20 protein-coding genes are annotated in these 20261 nt (G+C 41.5%); 15 read left to right on the top strand and 5 right to left on the bottom strand.

Going from position 1 to position 20261, the window contains the following annotated elements:
- A partial coding sequence (locus tag I8751_RS26625) for a transposase domain-containing protein (RefSeq protein WP_214442098.1) occupies positions 1-187 on the bottom strand: 187 nt, incomplete at its 3' end.
- A gap of 1044 nt (positions 188-1231) precedes the next feature.
- Between I8751_RS26625 and I8751_RS26620 the strand changes: the two genes are divergently transcribed.
- The 5 genes from I8751_RS26620 (at position 1232) to I8751_RS26600 (ending at position 5660) form a co-directional block, all read left to right on the top strand.
- Positions 1232-1807 (top strand): TetR/AcrR family transcriptional regulator, encoded by a 576-nt coding sequence (locus I8751_RS26620; RefSeq protein ID WP_214442096.1) that lies wholly within the window; start codon positions 1232-1234, stop codon positions 1805-1807.
- Between the two features lie 95 nt (positions 1808-1902).
- On the top strand, positions 1903-3192 hold the full coding sequence (locus I8751_RS26615; RefSeq protein WP_214442095.1) for an ABC exporter membrane fusion protein: 1290 nt from the start codon (positions 1903-1905) through the stop codon (positions 3190-3192).
- 24 nt (positions 3193-3216) lie between these two features.
- Positions 3217-3552 carry a DUF2834 domain-containing protein gene (locus tag I8751_RS26610; protein ID WP_214442094.1) on the top strand — a complete coding sequence of 112 codons (336 nt, stop codon included), beginning with the start codon at positions 3217-3219 and terminating at the stop codon, positions 3550-3552.
- A 28-nt stretch (positions 3553-3580) separates the two neighbouring features.
- A complete protein-coding gene (gene devC / locus I8751_RS26605) occupies positions 3581-4747 on the top strand; it encodes an ABC transporter permease DevC (RefSeq protein ID WP_214442093.1) in 1167 nt (388 codons plus the stop codon).
- Between the two features lie 160 nt (positions 4748-4907).
- Complete coding sequence (locus tag I8751_RS26600) at positions 4908-5660, top strand: DevA family ABC transporter ATP-binding protein (protein ID WP_214442092.1); 753 nt, start codon at positions 4908-4910, stop codon at positions 5658-5660.
- An 85-nt stretch (positions 5661-5745) separates the two neighbouring features.
- On the opposite strand, the gene argJ is transcribed toward I8751_RS26600, so the two are convergent.
- From argJ to I8751_RS26585, 3 genes are all read right to left on the bottom strand, one after another.
- On the bottom strand, positions 5746-7059 hold the full coding sequence (gene argJ / locus I8751_RS26595) for a bifunctional ornithine acetyltransferase/N-acetylglutamate synthase (protein ID WP_214442091.1): 1314 nt from the start codon (positions 7057-7059) through the stop codon (positions 5746-5748).
- A gap of 619 nt (positions 7060-7678) precedes the next feature.
- Positions 7679-9151: an Asp-tRNA(Asn)/Glu-tRNA(Gln) amidotransferase subunit GatB gene (gatB, locus tag I8751_RS26590; RefSeq protein WP_214442097.1), complete on the bottom strand. Its 1473-nt coding sequence runs from the start codon at positions 9149-9151 to the stop codon at positions 7679-7681.
- 158 nt (positions 9152-9309) lie between these two features.
- Positions 9310-9708 (bottom strand): DUF6335 family protein, encoded by a 399-nt coding sequence (locus I8751_RS26585; RefSeq protein WP_214442090.1) that lies wholly within the window; start codon positions 9706-9708, stop codon positions 9310-9312.
- A gap of 326 nt (positions 9709-10034) precedes the next feature.
- Here I8751_RS26585 and I8751_RS26580 point away from each other — a divergent pair, with 326 nt between their 5' ends.
- From I8751_RS26580 to I8751_RS26540, 9 genes are all read left to right on the top strand, one after another.
- The gene (locus I8751_RS26580) at positions 10035-10424 is read left to right on the top strand and encodes a DUF2267 domain-containing protein (RefSeq protein ID WP_214442089.1); all 390 of its coding nucleotides are present in this window, start codon (positions 10035-10037) and stop codon (positions 10422-10424) included.
- A gap of 78 nt (positions 10425-10502) precedes the next feature.
- Positions 10503-11600, top strand: a complete 1098-nt coding sequence (locus tag I8751_RS26575; protein ID WP_214442088.1) for a DJ-1/PfpI/YhbO family deglycase/protease — start codon at positions 10503-10505, stop codon at positions 11598-11600.
- Between the two features lie 120 nt (positions 11601-11720).
- Positions 11721-12392 (top strand): SRPBCC family protein, encoded by a 672-nt coding sequence (locus tag I8751_RS26570; protein ID WP_225894436.1) that lies wholly within the window; start codon positions 11721-11723, stop codon positions 12390-12392.
- Positions 12393-12422: 30 nt separating this feature from the next.
- Positions 12423-13592 (top strand): zinc-dependent alcohol dehydrogenase, encoded by a 1170-nt coding sequence (locus I8751_RS26565; protein WP_214442086.1) that lies wholly within the window; start codon positions 12423-12425, stop codon positions 13590-13592.
- Positions 13593-13635: 43 nt separating this feature from the next.
- Positions 13636-14007 carry a hypothetical protein gene (locus I8751_RS26560; protein WP_214442085.1) on the top strand — a complete coding sequence of 124 codons (372 nt, stop codon included), beginning with the start codon at positions 13636-13638 and terminating at the stop codon, positions 14005-14007.
- Between the two features lie 145 nt (positions 14008-14152).
- On the top strand, positions 14153-15328 hold the full coding sequence (locus tag I8751_RS26555; RefSeq protein ID WP_214442084.1) for a zinc-dependent alcohol dehydrogenase: 1176 nt from the start codon (positions 14153-14155) through the stop codon (positions 15326-15328).
- A 2-nt stretch (positions 15329-15330) separates the two neighbouring features.
- Complete coding sequence (locus tag I8751_RS26550) at positions 15331-15672, top strand: cupin domain-containing protein (protein ID WP_214442083.1); 342 nt, start codon at positions 15331-15333, stop codon at positions 15670-15672.
- A gap of 346 nt (positions 15673-16018) precedes the next feature.
- Positions 16019-16939 (top strand): manganese catalase family protein, encoded by a 921-nt coding sequence (locus I8751_RS26545; protein WP_214442082.1) that lies wholly within the window; start codon positions 16019-16021, stop codon positions 16937-16939.
- A gap of 625 nt (positions 16940-17564) precedes the next feature.
- Entirely contained in the window at positions 17565-17762 is a 198-nt protein-coding gene (locus I8751_RS26540) for a DUF2811 domain-containing protein (RefSeq protein ID WP_214442081.1), read from the top strand.
- Between the two features lie 380 nt (positions 17763-18142).
- Here I8751_RS26540 and I8751_RS26535 read toward each other — a convergent pair whose 3' ends face one another.
- Complete coding sequence (locus tag I8751_RS26535; RefSeq protein ID WP_214442080.1) at positions 18143-18859, bottom strand: response regulator transcription factor; 717 nt, start codon at positions 18857-18859, stop codon at positions 18143-18145.
- Positions 18860-19547: 688 nt separating this feature from the next.
- On the opposite strand from I8751_RS26535, the gene I8751_RS26530 reads away from it, so the two are divergent.
- Positions 19548-20174: a CPP1-like family protein gene (locus tag I8751_RS26530; protein ID WP_214442079.1), complete on the top strand. Its 627-nt coding sequence runs from the start codon at positions 19548-19550 to the stop codon at positions 20172-20174.
- The last annotated feature ends 87 nt before the right edge of the window (positions 20175-20261 follow it).

Here is a 20261-nt window from a genome sequence, read left to right as displayed (position 1 = left end):
CTTTTACCCATGCCACAGAAAGACCATCTACTAAGTTTTTGAGTACATCCCGCATCGAATCTCTCGACCACAGGCTCATTGCTATTACCAGACTGACCATTAACTGCGCTGGTAGCGATCGCGTGCGTTCCTCTTCGGTTTTGGTATTAGCGATCGCCTGTTCAATTGCCGTTGCTGGAATAGCCATTTCGATTGCTTTCAGCAACTCAGTATTTTGTATATCAGGAGACACCAATGAAAAATCCCTCAGATGCACGGCATTTAATTTCCATTTTTGGTAACAATGCCTAATTTACATGATTTTGAGCCTTAACTGAACCGTATTGATTCCTAAATTTCAAGGCTTACAGACCGAAGAATTACCTTTTTTTTCGATTGGTTAATTGTCGAGATTTTAGATACGTTGCTACCTGAACGTGTTCACCGTATTAATCCCAGAGTCGTGAAGAAACCTGTATCAAAGTTTCGCTCTAAAAAGCCTCAACACAGAGGTACCTGACAAAGAGTAGAAGCTCCGAAATTTCACATTACTAATCAGCTTTCTAGCCTTAACTGAACCGTATTGGCTTCTAAGCGCGATCGCCTGTCACACCAATTCGCAATTGTGAATGACGCTCCTTCGTCGCTCTAAGCGTTCGCGCTAGCATCTCGTAGAGAAGCTATGCCGCAGGCTTTACGCTTCGAAGATCGCAATTCGCTATTATTACCTCATGCCTAAAGGCGGGGCTTGAATACTGATACTACGTATTCTTGCTTTTTCCCAATAAATCGAGAGGCTTGTATCCTGAATGAATCAATTATTCAATTACTTTCGCAATTGTGAATTGCGAATTGTTCGGTCAGTTTGTGGGCACGTTTGCACCTAGATCACTATTTAATCATGAGCTAGTGCAACCCTGCAAAATTAATGGGACAGACCACTAGCGCAGGCTGGTAAAAATAACTATCCAGGTTAAAAAGCTTGATTTATAAGCCATATTGCTTTTGCTGCATTTACCTTGACAGAACTGGCAGCCTAGTATACATTAAAAAATGTGTATTAGTTTAAATTTAAATTACTTTAAAATAACCCCTTAACATTTCAGTTAGCTTTTTACATAAACAGCAAATAACAGGGTGATAACTAAAAGTTAGCTTTTGCAGGGGATATATTGCAGAGTTGGTAAATCAACAACTCTGAATTGATAGATTTCAATAAATAACGAGCGTTCGATATAAATAAATCTAAATCATGCCTAAGATCGTTGACCATGACCAATATCGTAAGGAACTACTCAGCAAAAGCTTTGATTTATTCGCCCAAAAAGGCTATGGTTCCGTCACTATGCGGCAAATCGCTCAAAGTTTAGCAGTTTCTACTGGTACGCTGTACCACTATTTCCCCAGTAAACAAGTACTTTTTGAGCAATTAGTAGAGGAAATCAGTCAGCAGGATGTAAGTGCAGCATTGGCAGAGTTAGAAGGAACACAAACGCTCTCAGAATCAATGACGGCGTTGGGAAGATATTTAGTAAAAAATGAAGATTACTTCATTAAATGGACATATATTTGGGTGAATTTTTGTCAGCATCAAGACTCAAAAACAATGTTGAATAGTAGCGTTTTGAAACATGCTAATAAAAGATATCAACAGGCTGCCTGTAATGTATTGGGTGTCGAAGATCCAGTGTTAGCTACTTTTTTACTTAGTTTTGTCAACGGTTTAATTTTAGAAAAGTTATGGGGTGATGAAACTATTGATTTTATTGAACAGTGTAGACTTTTAGGCAAAATGTTGATGGTATATTTACAAGACAAAATTAATTAAAACTATCAAATAATTAGTCAACATTTGATAATTTTGATGTTTGCTTAGACTGAAGTTTGGAGATAGTCAATTAATCTATTTATAGGTGGGGAAAGATGAGTCAAAATTTATTGTTTAAACCTTCATATCAAAAACTAATAGCATTAGTCATTGCTGCTACTGCCATTACAGGCGGAATAGTCTTTTATGGTATTTCTCAATTCGGAGGAATAGGGAAAACTGCCTCATCTGAATCTATAGAAACTAGTCCGATCGCTCAAAAAATCACTGCTTTAGGACGACTAGAACCAGAAGCAGAGGTAATTAAACTATCTGCACCGTTGGTTTTAGATGGCGATCGCATGGCTAAAATTCTTGTCAAAGAAGGCGACCGCGTCAAAGCTGGACAGGTGGTAGCAATTTTAGACTCACGCGATCGCTTGCAAACAGCGGTACTACAGGCACAAAAACAAGTTAGAGTTGCTCAAGCTCAACTCAATCAAGTCAAAGCCGGAGCTAAAACTGGAGAAATTCAAGCCCAGCAGGCAAGTATTGAACGTTTACAAGCCCAGTCCCAAGGAGACAAAACAGCTCAACAAGAAGCGATCGCCCGAATCAAAGCCCAGTGGGAAGGCGATAGAATCGCTCAATCAGCAACAATCAAAAAACTGGAGGCAGAACTCAATAATGCCCAATCGGAATATCAACGTTATCAGCAGCTATATTCTGAAGGTGCAATTTCTAATTCTTTGTTTGATAGTAAAGGCTTGAGTGTAGATACTACAAAACAGCAATTGGACGAAGCCAAAGCAGTTCTCAACCGGATAAACACTACTGCTAGCAGGCAATTAGCCGAAGCTCAAGTAGCGCTCAACCGCACTAACACCACTGGTAACAAACAAGTTAGCGAAGCCAAAGCCACACTCAGCAGCATTGCAGAAGTTCGTCCGGTAGATGTAGCCGCAGCTCAAAGTGAAGTTGAAAATGCGATCGCTGCCCTCAAACGTGCCGAAACTGACTTAGAAGCAGCGGATATCAAAGCACCAATGGCGGGACAGATTCTCAAAATTCATACAAAAGTTGGAGAAAAAATTAGTGATTCTGGCATTGCAGACTTAGCTCAAACCGAGCAAATGATGGCAGTGGCAGAAGTTTATCAAACCGACATCGGTAAAGTAAAACTGGGGCAACAAGCAATAATTACTAGTCAAGCATTTGATGGTGAGCTACGAGGAACCGTTGCTCTAATTGGCTTACAAGTGAATCGGCAAAACATTTTTAGCAACCAGCCAGGAGAAAATCTCGATAGCCGAGTAGTTGAAGTGAAAATTCGTCTCAATCCTGAAGATAGTAAACGAGTTGCAGGTTTCACTAACTTGCAAGTACAGACAGCAATTGAACTGTAAAACCGTTAATCTATAAATTTCATCATGTTGAAAGTTATATATCTTCTACTTTGCATTTTAGGAACAGCTTTGCCATACTCACAGTTGTTGCCATTTGTCTTAGAAAATGGCTTTGATATCCGGCTTTTCTTTGAGCAGCTATTTGCTAACAAAATTTCTGGTTTTTTTGGCATGGATGTGATTGTTTCATCCTTAACTCTCTGGGTGTTTGTGTTTTGGGAAGGCACGCGTCTGAAAATGCAAAACCTCTGGATTTACATTGCTTCTAATCTTTTGGTTGGGGTTTCTCTTGGCTTGCCTTTGTTTTTATTAATGCGACAGTATCAACTGGAACAGCAAACTGACACTGCAATTTCTTAAACGACTTTGATATTGAGGCTATTACAAAATGTTTTTTAAATTTTTTCGCAAAACGCCGCTGGCATGGCGGCAGTTAATGAAAGAAAAGACGCGTCTGGCAGTTGCAGTTGCAGGGATTACCTTTGCAGACATGCTAATGTTCATTCAACTAGGGTTTGAAAGTGCGCTTTTTGATGCAGCGATAAAGCCTCATCGCAGTTTACAAGCGGATTTGGTTTTGATTAATCCCCAATTTCAAACTCTATTTTCGGTAAAAAGCTTTTCGAGAGAGCGACTTTACCAGACATTGGGTTATGAAGGAGTTCAATCAGTAACTTCGCTTTATATTGGCACCGCACAGTGGCGAAATCCCGAAACGCGTCTTGATCGCGCCATCTTAGTTTGGGGTATCGATCCAACGGAATCTGCGTTTAATCTTCCTGAAATCCAACAAAACCAAAATGACCTCAAACAGTTATATCAAGTTTTGTTTGATCAAGCGGGTCGCCCGGAATATGGAGCAGTTGGTGATATCTTCAAAGAAACGGGCAATTTCCAAACTGAACTAAATAACAAAGCTGTCCGTGTTAAAGGCGTGTTTAGCAGTGGGGCATCCTTTGCCGCCGATGGTAATGTGATTACAAGCGATTCCACCTTTTTACAACTATTCCCAGAACGTAAACCCGATCGCGTCGAAGTTGGATTAATCACTCTCAAAGCAGGGGCTGATGCCGAAAAAATGCGATCGCAACTCGCTGCAAGATTGCCTAATGATGTCATAGTGTTAACTCCAGAGGGATTTGCCCAAGTTGAAAAAAAATACTGGGAAACTGGCACTGGCATTGGTTTCATTTTCGGTTTAGGTACAGCAGTCGGGTTTATTGTCGGCATTGTTATTGTGTATCAAATATTATACTCCGATGTCTCCGACCATTTACCAGAATATGCCACCCTGAAAGCGATGGGGTATACCGATAACTATCTATTAGGAGTCTTACTCCAAGAAGCGTTTTTCTTAGCAATCTTAGGTTTTCTCCCTGGATTTATCCTTTCATTTGGATTGTATCAGGTCACTTATGCGGCGACCATGCTTCCTATTTTCATGACTGTAGACCGAGCCATACGCGTGTGGATTTTGACTTTAATTATGTGTAGTTTTTCTGGGGCGATCGCTATGCGAAAGCTACGTTCTGCTGACCCTGCTGATGTCTTCTAAACCAGGACTTACGTAAAATACCTCTCAAACTCTTATTCCTCTATGTCCCCTGCGCCTCTGCGGTTTTATTCTTCCGTAATTAATGCGTAAGTTCTATAAACGATGAAATAAAAGTTTTTCTCAGTTACCCTTTTTCAACCTTTAATCTTTTAAAAAATTTATGTTGCACGAATCTCAATCAAAAACTTCCGAGTCAACATTCTCTATTTTAGAACCAGTCATTTCTATCCATAACCTCAACCATTATTTTGGTGAGGGTACACTTCGCAAACAAGTATTATTTGATATTAATTTAGAAATTAACGCTGGGGATATTGTGATTATGACTGGCCCCTCTGGGTCAGGAAAAACTACCCTCTTGACTTTAATGGGTGGATTGCGATCTGCTCAAGAAGGTAGTCTAAAAATTTTAGGACAGGAAATCTGCGGTGCAAAAAAGCAGCAGTTGACTAAGCTTCGCCGCCAGATTGGCTATATTTTCCAGGCGCATAACTTAATGACTTTTTTGACTGCTCAAGAAAATGTGCGTATGTCTCTAGAGTTGCATGACGATTTTTTGAATCAGGATATTGATGCCAAAGCGATCGCCATACTAGAAACTGTCGGCTTAATAGACCACATCAAGTACTACCCCGAAAATCTTTCTGGGGGACAAAAACAACGAGTAGCGATCGCTCGTGCTTTAGTCAGCCATCCTAAAATTGTTTTAGCAGACGAACCCACTGCTGCACTCGACAAAAAATCTGGGCGTGATGTTGTGGAATTAATGCAAAAGCTAGCCAAAGAACAAGGCTGTACAATTTTGCTAGTTACCCATGACAACCGTATCCTCGATATAGCCGATCGCATCATTTATATGGAAGATGGTCAGCTTAAGAGTGATAATGTGGATGTTGTCGCTAAAATGCATTGATAGATATGTCTTTCATTACTGGCGACAGTACGCCATACTCAAAATCATGAGCTATGGCCGATCGCTCCTCACTTAATAAAAACAATCAAGTAGTATACTCCGCGTTAATTTTTACGTAGTCATAACTCAAGTCGCAACCCCAAGCTTTACCAGAACCATAGCCATTGCCAACACTAACTGCAATGATTACAGGATTATCTACCCGTTGAGCTGCAATAGTACTTCTGTCAACAGACAAATCATTACTATTATTTGTGGCCATAAAGTCTTTGGGTAAGGAAGATTCCGCCGCAACTTGTCTTAAATAAGCACTCGCTGCTGCACGGTCAAAACTTAAAGGTTGACCATTTTCTAACATTAAGAAATTCCCTAACTTAATTTGCAGGTTTTCTTGCTCAAAATGTACGCCTGCACGTCCGGCGGCGGCGGCGATACGTCCCCAGTTAGGGTCACGCCCAAAGATTGCAGACTTAACTAAGGATGAACCGGCAATAGTTTTGGCTATTTGACGGGCTGAGAGTTCATCATGGGCTCCTGTCACTTGCACTTCTATTAGGCAGGTTGCACCTTCTCCGTCACGGGCGATCGCTTTGGCTAAATGCTGGCAAACTGCTGTTAACATTGCCTCTAATTTTTCGGCTTCTGCGCCCATTTCGGTAATTGCTGGGGTGCGAGATTGACCATTGGCCAGGGCAATTAAACTGTCATTAGTACTGGTATCACCATCAACTGTAATAGAATTGAAACTTCTATTAGCTGCCCTAGCTAACATTTGCTGCCAAAGAGCTGTTGAAACAGCTGCATCGCAGGTAACAAATGCCAGCATAGTTGCCATGTTGGGATGAATCATCCCAGAACCTTTGGCAATACCACCAATCCGGACTGGGCGATCGCCTATGGTTGTTTCTAAGGCAATAGATTTTGGTACTAAGTCTGTAGTAATAATCGCCCCGGCGGCAGCATCTGAGCCTGTTTCAGAAAGTGCGGCTACTAACTTAGGAATGCCATTCCGCAGAGCATCCATTTTAATACGTTGACCAATCACGCCCGTAGAAGCTAGCAAAATTGATCCTGGTGAAATATGCAATTCGCGAGCTAATAACTCAGCACTTTCTTGGGCATCTTGTACGCCTTGATCGCCTGTGGCGGCGTTGGCTTGTCCAGCATTGCAAAGAATTGCACGAGCGCCATGTTTGGCTTGCAAGCGTTGGCGGCAATAATCAACGCAGGCGGCTTTCACTTGACTAGTAGTGAATACACCCGCTGCGATCGCCTCAACATCTGACCATATCAAGGCTAAATCAGGCAATCCCGAAGGTTTCAGTCCTGCGGTTATTCCAGATGCCTGATATCCCCTTGGGGCTGTGACACCTCCAGTAATTTCTTGCCAGTCTGCCATGTTTCTTACCTGATAAATATATAGGCGCTCGACTGGCGATTATACCAAGTATTATTCATTAGTTTAATGGTTAGTTGTTACTTATTAATAACTGCTTATTCCATCCCAAATGCTTACAGAGTAAGCATCAAAATCCAAAAAAAGAGAGCTACTTAAGCAGCTCTCCAGATCATCAGGGTGCATCTACTTAGCACAGTATATCACTTTTGCCATGAGGAGTAATACCCATCATTTATTTTTTTCGTATAAATCTTGTTAAGAAAGTTCCCGGTGTATATTTAGCCTCAAAAATTATAATTGCAAACTGTAACTTTGCTCACTACTAATGAACATTTAATGTGCATTATGTCTAAAAAACAAAAAATAAGGGAGAGCTACTTAAGTGGCTCTCCAGATCATTAGGGTATATCTACTAATCACAGAATAGCTGTTTAGGTGTGAGGGGTGTCACCTATTTTTCTGTGTTTTTTGTAAATATATGGTGAAGAAATTCCCAGGCACTAAGTGTTACTTTGCAAACTGCCTTACAAGACCATTAGGCAAGGATGTTGGGTCTCATTCTTCGACCCAACCTACACATTTTTTTTGCATAAATTTAGCCTTGCCACGCCACTAGTTCCTAATTTAATTTCTTCTCCACTAATTCATTAGTCAATTTAGGATCAGCACGTTTGTTAGTCTTTTTCAAAACCTGACCGACAAAGAAGCCTTTGAGGTTGGTGTTACCGTTGCGATATTTTTCTAGTTCTTTGGGATTGGCAGCGATCACTTCATCAATGATTGGTTCTAATACACTAGGATCAGTGATTAACTCTTGACCAGCAAACGCTTTTTCAGGAGAAACACCTGTCAATAAATCTGGCAGCTTTTCTTTAGCTTGAGCATTGCTAATTTTGCCCTTTTCAATTCGGGTGATCACTTCAGCTAAATTGGTAGGAGTCAGGGCAATTTCGGTGATACTGAGTTTTTGTTTGTTGAGGTAGGCAGCGATATCTTGAGTAATCCAATTAGCAGCAGCTTTCGGGTTTGCTCCTGCTGCGATCGCTGCTTCAAAATATTCGGCTACTGTGCGATCTTCTGTCAACACGCGGGCATCGTAAGCCGAAAGTCCCAACTCGCTTTCATAATGATGACGTTTTTGTGCCGGCAGTTCTGGCAATTCATTACGCCATTGCTCTAGTTGTTCACTGGATACTTCAATCGGTGCTAAATCGGGTTCTGGAAAATAGCGGTAATCACTAGAACCTTCCTTAACCCGCATACTAATTGTGCGTTGAGCGCCTTCTTCCCACAAGCGAGTTTCTTGAACAATGCGATCGCCTGCTTCTATAGCGGCGATTTGTCTTTCAATTTCGTGATCAATTGCTCGTTGAATAGCGCTAAACGAGTTCATGTTTTTAATTTCTACCTTGGTGCCAAATTCCTTTCGTCCTACTGGACGTACAGAAATATTGACATCACAACGCAGAGATCCTTCTTGCATATTCCCATCACTCACACCGAGATAGCGCACGATGCGGCGTAATTCTTCAGCATATTCAGCAGCTTCAATTCCAGAACGCAGATCGGGTTCTGAGACAATTTCCACCAGAGGAATACCTGCGCGGTTGTAGTCTACCAAAGAATAAGTAGAACCAGACAAGCGATCGCTGCCTGCGTGTACCAGTTTGCCAGCATCCTCCTCCATGTGCAACCGCGTGATGCCAATGCGTTTACGAATAGGATTACCATCAGCACCTACCAACTCAATTTCTAACCAACCGTGTTCTGCGATCGGTAAATCATATTGAGAAATTTGGTAGTTTTTCGGTAAATCAGGATAGAAATACTGTTTACGGTCAAATTTACTGTATGGGGCAATTTGACAATTCAGCGCCAAACCAGTTTTAACGGCGTATTCCAACACTTTTTGATTTAGTACAGGTAAAACGCCAGGTAAACCCATACACACTGGGTCAATGTTAGTATTGGGTTCACCACCAAATGCCGTGGAGCTAGTAGAGAAAATCTTAGTATTAGTACTCAGCTGACAATGGGTTTCTAAACCAATAATCGCTTCATACTCAGTTTTTACAGTCGTAGTCGTCATAATAAAACTATCTAGACAGAATCTTCGTTAGGCTACTATTGTAGCGGTGTCCTGAGTTGCCATAAAGCTTTGCAGCTGTTTTGCAATTTCAGCAATTCAAAAGACTCTTTTTCCAGATTTATTTTTGTTCAAAGAACTATTTTCCCCCTGCTCCCTGCTCCTTACTCCCGTTCCTCATAATCGTCAGAAGACATCGGGTCTAATTCCCAACGAGTATCATCACGCCGTTCTAAAATCGCCTCAGTGCGAAGAGAGGTATTGTCTCTCATTTCCAACCCTACTGCTGCTTCTAAATCTTCAGTGACATTTTGATCAGGAGTAGGCGCTGTTCCACCAACAGCTTCATCTCCTACCGCATCTGCATCTTGCCAATAAGCATCAACATCCCCACCCGTGAGTTCTGGACTGGTTTGTGTATAATCGTGTCTTCTTTCTCGTAGCGATCGCCCACCGATATTGTATCCTGGCAAATCTTTCACACCAGTGCCGTAAGATTCGGTAATTTCCTGGGGCAAATCACTTGATTCAATTTTTTCGTCGCGATTATTATTTTTAACCATAATCTTTAACTTTTTCTGCCTTCTCAACATAACGTTTTAAACGCAAAAGTTTGTATTGCTGAAGATGTACGACTTTAGAAATAAAAAAATCTATCCCCTGAGAACGAAGCTAGGATAGCGATTCCAGCTTAACCTTGTAAGTGTAAATACACGGTCAAGCCATACATAATGTTATGAGTTGGAAGTTTTCAACCCCTAACAATTCCCCAATCCCAACTTCTTCACTCATAACTATTTTTGAGTATTTAAATCTCATAATTTGAAATATCTAAAAGTAAAGTAGCAGATCAATTCAATTTAGTGATTTTGCTCAGTGGAGGTGGAAGATGGAATACGACGAATTCATTACACATGTACAAAGTCTTGCACAATCGAATTCTCGTGAAGAAGCAGAACGTGCTACTCGTGCAACACTAGAAACAATTAAAGAACGTATTACTAGTGATGAAGCACAAGAATTAGCTGCTAATTTGCCCCAGAAATTAAGCGAATATTTACGAGGCAAAGAAGGGGAAAGTTTTGAATCTTTCAATTTGCAAGAATTTATTACTCGTGCAAGTCAAAAAGAAAACATAGAACCAACTACGGCTGCTATTCAAGTCCGGGCTGTTTTTGCTGTGTTGCAAAATGCCATAAAACCCGAAATTTTTGCGGCGTTTCACGCTCATTTATCTCATGATTACGAAGAATTGTTTGCCACAACACCAACGAGCTAAGTAGCTAGTTAATAAACAACATCAATTCCAAATAAGCTCAAATTGAGCTAGTTAATTTTCAGAAAATAGGTAAAATACATGACCAACCATAACAACCATTCCAGTAAGAAAAAAATAGCTATCCTGATTGAAAATGGGGTAGAAGATATAGAATTTATTCTTCCTTACAATGGGATAAAACAGGCAGGAATGGAGGTAGTTGTCCTCGGTTCACGCATGAATGAAAAATACAAAGGTAAACATGGCAAACTGACTACGCAAGCTGATGCCACTGCAACAGAAGCAATAGTTTCTGAATTTGATGCAGTGATTATTCCTGGTGGTATGGCTCCCGATAAAATGCGGCGGAATCCCAATATGGTGCGCTTTGTACAAGAGGCAATGCAACAAGGAAAATGGGTAGCTGCGGTTTGTCATGGGCCACAACTTTTAATTGAAGGTGACTTGCTCACCAATAAACGGGCCACTGGCTTTAGCGCTATTCGCAAAGACATGATCAATGCGGGTGCAAACTATCTTGATGAACCATTGGTAGTTGATGGCAATTTAATTACGTCCCGTGAGCCTGGTGACTTGGCAATTTTTACCACAGCTATTCTTAGCCGCTTAGGTTATGGTGGCAAAGATGCAGCACTCCCCAATGAAAAGGACACAAGTGCTGAATGGTGGAAACTAGCTGATGCTTGGGGTGGCTCAACCAAAGGTGATATTGTCAAAGGTCTCAATACTGCTTTGGGTGGCGAACATTACTCATTAGAAGCCTTAGAGCAGTACAACCAAAAGGAATCAGATACAGAAATTAAATCGCTCTTTCAAGAGATGATTACTGACAAAAAACGCCACATTGAACATTTAGAAACCTATCTGCATACACTAGGTGAAAAACCTTCTTTAGGGGCAAATATAGCCAATCAATACGCCAAGGTAAAGTCTGCTTTGACTGGTAGTGATGACATATATCAGTTACGTTCTGCTTTAGGAGATGTGCAAACTGGGATTGGTGATATAGGTAATTTGTGTGCAATGTATACCGATCCGGTAGCAACAGCTATTTTCAAAGGAATTTACCAAGACTTGTTGAAATCCGAACAGCAGTTGGCACAGCTATATCAGGCGCGGGTAGGAGTTGGAGCTAAGGCTCCCAAACCGACAACAGGTGCTGCGGTATCAATGTAAGGTTGTTGGGCTTAAACGCGTAAACGTAAAGAGCATACCGCAGGCGACTTGCTTTGCACCCCTGCGGTTATCTGATTGTGATCAGGAGATAAAAAAGTGGCTTCGACACAGGAAAATAAAATGACTAGCAGTAATGAAGCTAGTGAAACTGAGCGTTGGGCATCTCTCATTGGTGGCGGGGCGCTAGTGCTAATGGGTTTAAGACAAGGTTCCCTACGAGGAGTGCTAACTGCTTTGGCTGGTGGTGGTTTGATTTATCAAAGTGCAACAAAACAAAGTACCATTCAGCAAGCACAAGAAGCAATAGGCATAAACCAACCGATCAAAGTTGAAAAGACCGTCACGATTAATAAATCGGCAGAAGAGTTATATCGCTTTTGGCACAACTTTGAGAATTTACCCACCTTTATGAAGCATCTCAAATCTGTAAGGGTGTCCAACGAAAAACGCTCTCACTGGATCGCTAATGCACCTTTGGGTAGTAGTGTCGAATGGGATGCAGATATTTTAGAAGATCGAGAAAATGAGTTTATTTCTTGGGCTTCTGTAGAAGGTGCAGATGTTGATAACTCAGGTTTTGTACGTTTCCAAAAAGCACCAAGCGATCGCGGCACGGAAGTCAAGGTTGTCCTAGAATATAACCCTCCTGGTGGAGTGTTAGCGTCTGTCATAGCTAAGCTTTTCGGTGAAGAACCAGAACAGCAGATTGGTGATGATTTGCGCCGCTTCAAAATGCTCATGGAAGCAGGCGAAATCGCCACTACCGAAGGTCAACCAACTGGAAGTAGGTAGTTAGTTGTCTATTTTTTACTACTAATCGCTATGAAAGCAGTCTGCTGGCAAAGTGCCAATGAAGTCCGGGTAGAGACAGTACCAGATCCTAAAATTCTTAATCCCCGCGACGCTATTATCAAAATCACATCAACGGCGATTTGTGGCTCAGATTTACATATTTACGGCGGCTATATTCCCACAGTGCAAAAGGGTGACATTATCGGTCACGAATTTATGGGGGAAGTCGTCGAAGTTGGTAAAGGTGTCAACAATTTAAAACCAGGCGATCGCGTTGTTGTACCTTCCACAATTGGCTGCGGTAATTGCCATTATTGTCAGCATGATATGTGGTCGCTGTGCGATAATTCCAACCCCAACAGTTGGATCGAAGAAAAATTATTCGGCAATGTCACCTCAGCCATTTACGGCTATTCTCACATGTTAGGTGGCTATGCAGGCGCACAAGCCGAATATGTGCGCGTCCCCTTTGCTGATGTTGGTGTCGTCAAAGTACCGCCAGATTTACCGGATGAGATGCTGTTGTTCATTTCTGACGCAATCCCCACAGGTTATATGGGTGCGGAATTTTGCGATATTCAACCGGGTGATACTGTCGCCGTTTGGGGTTGTGGTGCTGTAGGTCAGTTTGCCATGATCAGTGCCTATATGATGGGTGCCGAAAAAGTTATCGCGATTGACCGCTTTCCTGAACGCCTGGAGATGGCGAAAAAATACGCCAAGGCGGAAGTTATTAACTACGAGGAAGTGAATGCTGGCGAAGCATTAAAAGAAATGACAGGCGGCCGCGGCCCTGATGCTTGCATCGATGCAGTTGGTTTAGAAGCGCACGGTGTCGGTTTAGAAGATTTCTATGACCAGACAAAACAAAAGCTGAGGTTAGAAACCGATCGCCCCCACGTATTACGAGAAATGATGGTCGCTTGTCGTAAAGGTGGGACTCTTTCAATCATGGGTGTCTATGGCGGTTTCGTGGATAAGATGCCCTTTGGTGCAGCCTTCAATAAAGGTTTAACTTTCAGGATGGGGCAAATGCATGGGCAGAAATATATGCATTTGTTATTAAAGCTAATTATGGATGGCAAACTTGATCCATCCTTTGTGGTTACTCATCAATTACCACTAGAAGAAGCACCCCATGCCTACCAGATGTTTCAACAGAAACAAGACAACTGTATCAAAGTTGTTCTTAAACCATGAAATAGCTCAAAGCTATTAATACACAATACAATTGAGGATTTTTATGAAGTACTTCTTCTCTCGCTTACAAAATATTCTTCTGCGTCAAGTTCTAATAGTTTTTCTGATAGCGTCTACGTTTTTGGGATTTATTAGCTACGGTAATAACATAGCTGTGGCGCAAGCTGATGTGAAAACTCCAGAGGGAATTTATTACAAAGGCACGCCCGATGGCAATAATGGACAGGTTGATAATGCTCAGAGTAACCTGAAAGGAGCTGTTAATAATGTAAGAGAAAAACTCAACCTTGATGAGCCAATTCCTCAAAGTACAAAAAGATTCTTTAAATCAGCCGAAAGAAGAACTGAAAAGGCTGTTGAACCATTAACTAAAACTCCAGAAGGGTACTATCAAACACCTCAACGCTCTCGATAAAAAAGCTAGCCTAACTTTTATAGCACAAACGTTTCGTTGATTTTGAGCGTGCTGTACTAAGTTGGAAGTCAAAGTCAAGAGTCAAAGATCACTATTTAGACTCTTGACTAACGACTGTTGATAAATAAGTAAGGACTAAATAATTATGAAAGCTGTTTGCTGGCATGGAGCAAACGATGTGCGGGTAGAAACGGTTCCTGATCCCAAAATTCTAAATCCGCGTGATGCCATTATTAAAATTACCTCCACTGCAATTTGTGGTTCAGATTTACATATTTATGATGGCTACATCCCTACGATGCAAAAGGGTGATATCCTTGGTCATGAATTCATGGGGGAAGTTGTTGAACTAGGAAGTGCAGTAAAAAATGTAAAAGTAGGCGATCGCGTCGTTGTTCCCTTCACTATATCTTGCGGTAGCTGCTTTTTCTGCAATCGGGATTTATGGTCACTGTGCGATAACTCTAACCCTAATGCTTGGTTAGTAGAAAAGCAAATGGGTCATTCACCAGCAGGACTATTTGGTTACTCTCATTTATTCGGCGGTTACGCTGGTGGCCAAGCAGAGTATGCGCGAGTTCCCTTTGCCGATGTTGGTTTATTCAAAATTCCCGATGGTTTGACGGATGAGCAAGTACTGTTTTTAACTGATATTTTTCCGACTGGCTATATGGCAGCGGAGAACTGTAACATCAAACCCGGTGATATCGTCGCTATTTGGGGTTGTGGCCCAGTCGGACAATTTGCCATTAGAAGTGCATACATGTTGGGTGCAGAACGCGTCATTGCCATTGATAGAATTCCAGAACGACTACAAATGGCTAAAGAAGACGGTAAAGCCGAAGTTCTCAACTACGAAGAAGTGGATGTTGGGGAAGCACTCAAAGAGATGACTGGTGGACGTGGCCCTGATGCTTGTATTGATGCCGTAGGAATGGAAGCACATGGCACAGACTTCATGGCTTTCTATGACCAAGCCAAGCAAGCAATCCGTTTAGAAACAGACCGCCCGACAGCATTACGGCAAGTTATTGTGTCTTGTAGGAAGGGTGGTCACGTATCAATACCAGGGGTTTATGGCGGTTTTATCGACAAAGTACCTATGGGTGCTGCCATGAACAAAGGTCTAACTTTCAAAATGGGACAAACTCACGTCCATAAATATTTAAAGCCTTTGCTAGAACACATTCAAAATGGCGAAATTGATCCATCATTTGTCATTACTCATCGTCTACCTTTAGAGCAAGCACCCCACGGCTACCAAATATTTAAAGACAAGAAAGACCACTGCATCAAAGTTGTACTCCAACCATCAAGTTAATTATGAGTGACACAAGCGTTAAGAAAATAGACTCTACTAATTCTCCCAAAGGTAAAGAGGGTCAGAAGTATTTGGCATCTGGTAAATCTCTTTCCATGCGTCTTTGGGAAAATGAGCAACCTAGTGAAAATAAGCAGCCAACTACACGTGAATACGAAACAGTTGGTTATGTAATTAATGGTCGTGCAGAATTGCATATCGAAGGGCAAATGGTTTTGCTAGAACCTGGAAGTTCTTGGCTTGTGCCTAAAGGAGCCAGCCACACATACAAAATCCTGGAACCATTCACGGCTGTTGAAGCAACCAGTCCCCCAGCTCAAATCCACGGACGGGATGAAAATTAAATTACGAACCATATTAGAACTGTATTGACTTACAACAGTTTTCATGGGTTTGAACCACATACTTCGTAGGGGCGCACAGCTAGCTGTGTGCCCCTACTGTCTTGTAGTTATACATTTATCGAAATAAGCTAAAGCTTTCTGAAATCCATTTCTAGACAGAACTATAAATAAAAAAGCCCTAGTCGGAATACTTATTTAAAAGTATTTTTTTTATCTGACTAGAGGCTGATGAAGATAAAGCATTTGATTAGTTTCCTAGTAATAAGAGGCTACACAAAATCGTATAAAAGTTTGGCAACTGTTTTAATTTTGTGTCAGCGACATCTGCAATTAACGAGGAATTCAAATGTTTTATCACAATAAGAAACTTCAGTATTTTAAGCCACCAGAAAAACCAGATGCAGTTTACGCAATGAAAATTCAAGAACTCATCGGCGGGACTTTTGGTGAAATGACCGTGATGATGCAGTATCTGTTTCAAGGGTGGAACTGTCGAGGCCCTGCCAAGTACCGGGATATGCTGCTAGATGTTGGTACTGAAGAAATCGGTCACATTGAGATGCTGGCAACGATGATTGCCCATCTTCTAGATAAAGCGCCGATCAAAATGCAAGAAGAAAGTGCAAAAGATGCGGTAGTAGGTGCTGTGATGGGCGGTAGTAGCCCACGAGATGTAATTATGGCGGCAGCGATGAACCCCCAACACGCTATTGTGTCTGGTTTGGGCGCAACACCATCTGATAGCGTTGGCTATCCTTGGAACGGTCGTTATATTGTCTCCAGTGGGAACCTGTTGGCAGATTTCCGGTCTAATCTCCACGCCGAAAGTCAAGGACGTTTGCAAGCAGTGCGACTGTATGAAATGACGGACGATCCAGGGGTGAAAGATACCTTAAGCTTTATGATCGCTCGTGATACTATGCACCAAAATTTGTGGCTAGCAACGATTGAGGATTTAGAAAGCTCTGGAATGGAAAGCACTCCGGTTCCCAGTTCTTTCCCATTGGAATTGGAGAAACGCGAGTTTGCTTATCAGTTCTGGAATCATTCAGAAGGTACGGAAAGCTCTGAAGGTCGTTGGGCAAAAGGCCCTTCAATGGATGGTAAAGGAGAATTTGAGTATATTGCCAATCCTCAGCCCCTGGGGCCTGAGCCGCAACCACCGCAGCCTGAGCCAAAACTACACGGTACACCCCAAGCTCCACAAACAGATGGCAATGGCGCTAGTACACCTGCTGTAAATGAGCGCATCAATGTCGGAAGCTAATATTTTCACACAGTTGTGTTTCTAGCTCATAGCACAAGCATATTGCCTGTGCGATCGCTGATCAAGCAAAATCTATTTTGAACCACCTGAAATGCTATTAGATTCAACGTGAGTTCGACGGCTCTAAAAAACCCCTCTGCGCGTCGGAAAGGGGAAAGGTTCATCGAACTCACGTTAGATTTAGATGTCCGCAGAGGATAATATTTTTGTAATTCTTATCATTATCTACAATTTTCCTCACTCATTCCACAAGGTTTCCACAGAGATTTTACAGGTTTTCCACAGATATTCTACGAGGTAATCGGCTCTTGCCGTTTTACTGGGGATTTTTAATCCCAGAGGTTAAACATAGGAAAGACTGAGTTTATATTAAAAAAAGTAACGAAAAATAGCTGTAAAACCCTATGTTTGCGTAGAAAAATATTTTTTATACATTCGTTTTTAACATTTCGCAGCATTGACAAACCCACCCCCTCTTGTCGCACAATGATGCGACTTACTTCTTTTATAGTCTGTACAACAATAGTATAAAATCATACCTGCAATGTTGATATAGATTGTTAGGTAGGCAATATCACACTCAACAACTCGTCCCTCTTGATTGACCTCAGAGAAGGAAAATCTCATGAAAGCAACGGTTAGCATCTTTACAGAAATTCCCGAAACCCTCGACGAATCCTTGAAAAACTACCTAGAGAAACATCCCGATTGGGATCAAAACCGAGTCTTGACAGCAGCCTTGTCACTGTTTTTACTTCAAAATGGAGACAGCGATCGCCGTGCTGCTCGTGTTTATTTGGAAACTTTGTTCCATCATTGCTAATTAAAAATATCTTGCACCTATTTGCCAGAAATAGCTAATGTACCAGACACTCTTAAGTGCTGGTACAGGCAAGCAATACTATTGTGGCTCATAACCTCTGGGCACGTTATACCGTGCCCGAACAACAGACTTTAGTTATGCCAAGAGATGAAATTAGGGCAATATCACAACAAAAAAAGACAAGTAGTATTATCTCTGTTTTGTTACTCAGGGAAAATAAAGATACCATGTCTTTACCCTAAATATTCAGAGACAATCATCAAAGGCATAAACTTTTTAATTTTTTATTTTTACCTCACACTACTAGTGAATTTAGTCAAGAGTCGAGAGTAATTAATTTTAATTTAAAGTTAAAAACTCTAGACTAGAGACTATAAGACTTAAGAATTGACTTCCATCTGGGCATGAGTAGGACATTCAAACTTATATCCCACACCACGTACAGTCTGAATTAATGCTGGTTGACTAGCATCGACTTCAATTTTTTTACGAATTTGGCCGATATGCACATCCACAACCCGCTGATCACCTACATATTCATAGTCCCACACCTCTTGAATAAGTTCTGCTCGCCGCCAAACTCGACCAGGATGGCTAGCCAAAAAATGCAATAAGTCAAATTCTAAGGCGGTTAATAGCACTGGTTGGTTATTTAGTGATACTTCCCGTCGTACCGGATCGATCATCAACTTTTCAAATACTAGGCGTTTTTGTTCAGCGGTAGTCACAACCCGCTGACGCCTCAGAATAGCTCCTACTCTGACTTCTAATTCTCCCAGACCAAATGGCTTGGTGAGATAGTCGTCAGCACCTTTAGCAAAGCCGCGAATCTTGTCAGCCTCATCTGCACGACTAGTGAGCATGAGTACAAAAACACCATTCCGACTTTGCATTTCTTGACAGAGGTTAAACCCAATGACATCTGGTAAATTTACATCTAAAATCACCAGATCTGGGTTAAATTGCTCAAATACAGCTAAGGCTGTCTTACCATCCTCAGCAGCTTCTACCTGATAGTTCTGTTTAATCAAAAAGCGTTGGATTAAGTTCCGAACCGCAGGGTCGTCATCAACTACAAGAATCTTGGCGGGAGCCATGACCATCACTTTGCACAAAAATTCGTAAGATTAACAAGAGAATTGCGTAAAAACGCAGTTGATACTTTGGAGGTTATTTAAGAATCTACAAAGGCCAAGAATGAAATTCCTGATTATCCAAATAATAGTGTAATCAGGGTTCTGGACAATAAAAGCAAAAAAATTTCGGTAGTTATCCTCGCACTCAAGTGCAGGTACTGTAATTGTTAACTTTATGTCCAGTCGCCATATATTCTGACATTAGCCACAGTAGTTCACTAAACTAGGACAGGTTCCTATCCGAAGTATATGTTGATTTAAAACTTTTCAATTCTAAATCGAGATGCGGATCGATACCACTGACAATTATGAGGATAATTCATGAAAATTTCCTCAAGAAACACTAAGTTACTAAATTTGCACCAAAAAAGCTAATTTTTCCATAAAAAATGCGTTTTAGGTATACTCAGTTCAAATTCTAGAGTAAAGCCCTCGCTGGTCAACGACATGAGGGGATACACGGAGTTCTGGCAATATGTTAAAGTGGCTGTAGTTAAAATTTCCAAGTCAATCTAACTAACCCGTGCTACCATTCGTGGTAGAGCATGAATATGGGTCGGTACTTTCTTAGTTTCGATCCACATAAAACCCAAATTTGTTTCTCTTAAGCAAAAGATTGCCACTGACTAAGGCTAAAGTATAAACTCCCATGAGCGATCAAAATCCCTACGAAAAACTTGGGGTATCAGAAGATGCTAGCTTCGATGAAATTCAGGATGCTCGCAATCGCCTAATGGAGCAGTACGGTGGCGATTCCAAGAGTCTAGAACTCATCGAAACTGCTTACGATGCGATTTTAATGGAGCGTTTACGGATGCGCCAGGAAGGTAAAATAAAAGTACCTGAGCGAATTCGATTTCCAGAACTACGAGTGCAATCGCCTGTTAAAGAAAGTCCAACCCCCCGTGAGCAGTCGCCTGCGTGGCTGCAACGAATGCTGGATCAGCCAACGCCCACAGATGTACTCATACCCGGAGCTTGGTACTTGGGTTTGAGTGCTATTAGTATTTTTTATCCAGCTACAGGTGATCAAGTTTTGCAGTTGGTGCTAGTGGTTGGGGTGGGAATTAGTATTTACTTTCTCAATCGTAAGGAAGGTAAATTTGGTAGAGCAGTTTTGTTTACACTCGTTGCATTAATAATGGGTTTGATTATCGGGGGACTATTTGCTAATTGGTTCTTGCCGCAAACACAATTTGTCAGTTTGACCTCAAATCAGTTTTCTACAGTACTGACATTCATCTTGTTGTGGTTAGTTAGCAGCTTTCTGCGTTAGATTCCTTGAGGATTGCTGGGAGGTCATTAAAGTCTTGCAGATTGAGGAATTACGACATTGTATAGAAACTATCCAAAAGCATGTCTA

Source organism: Atlanticothrix silvestris CENA357 (assembly GCF_016056295.1).
In the GTDB taxonomy this organism is placed as follows: domain Bacteria; phylum Cyanobacteriota; class Cyanobacteriia; order Cyanobacteriales; family Nostocaceae; genus Atlanticothrix; species Atlanticothrix silvestris.
The sequence above is the reverse complement of the archived record's forward strand: the minus strand, read 5'-3'. Positions and strand labels throughout refer to the sequence as shown.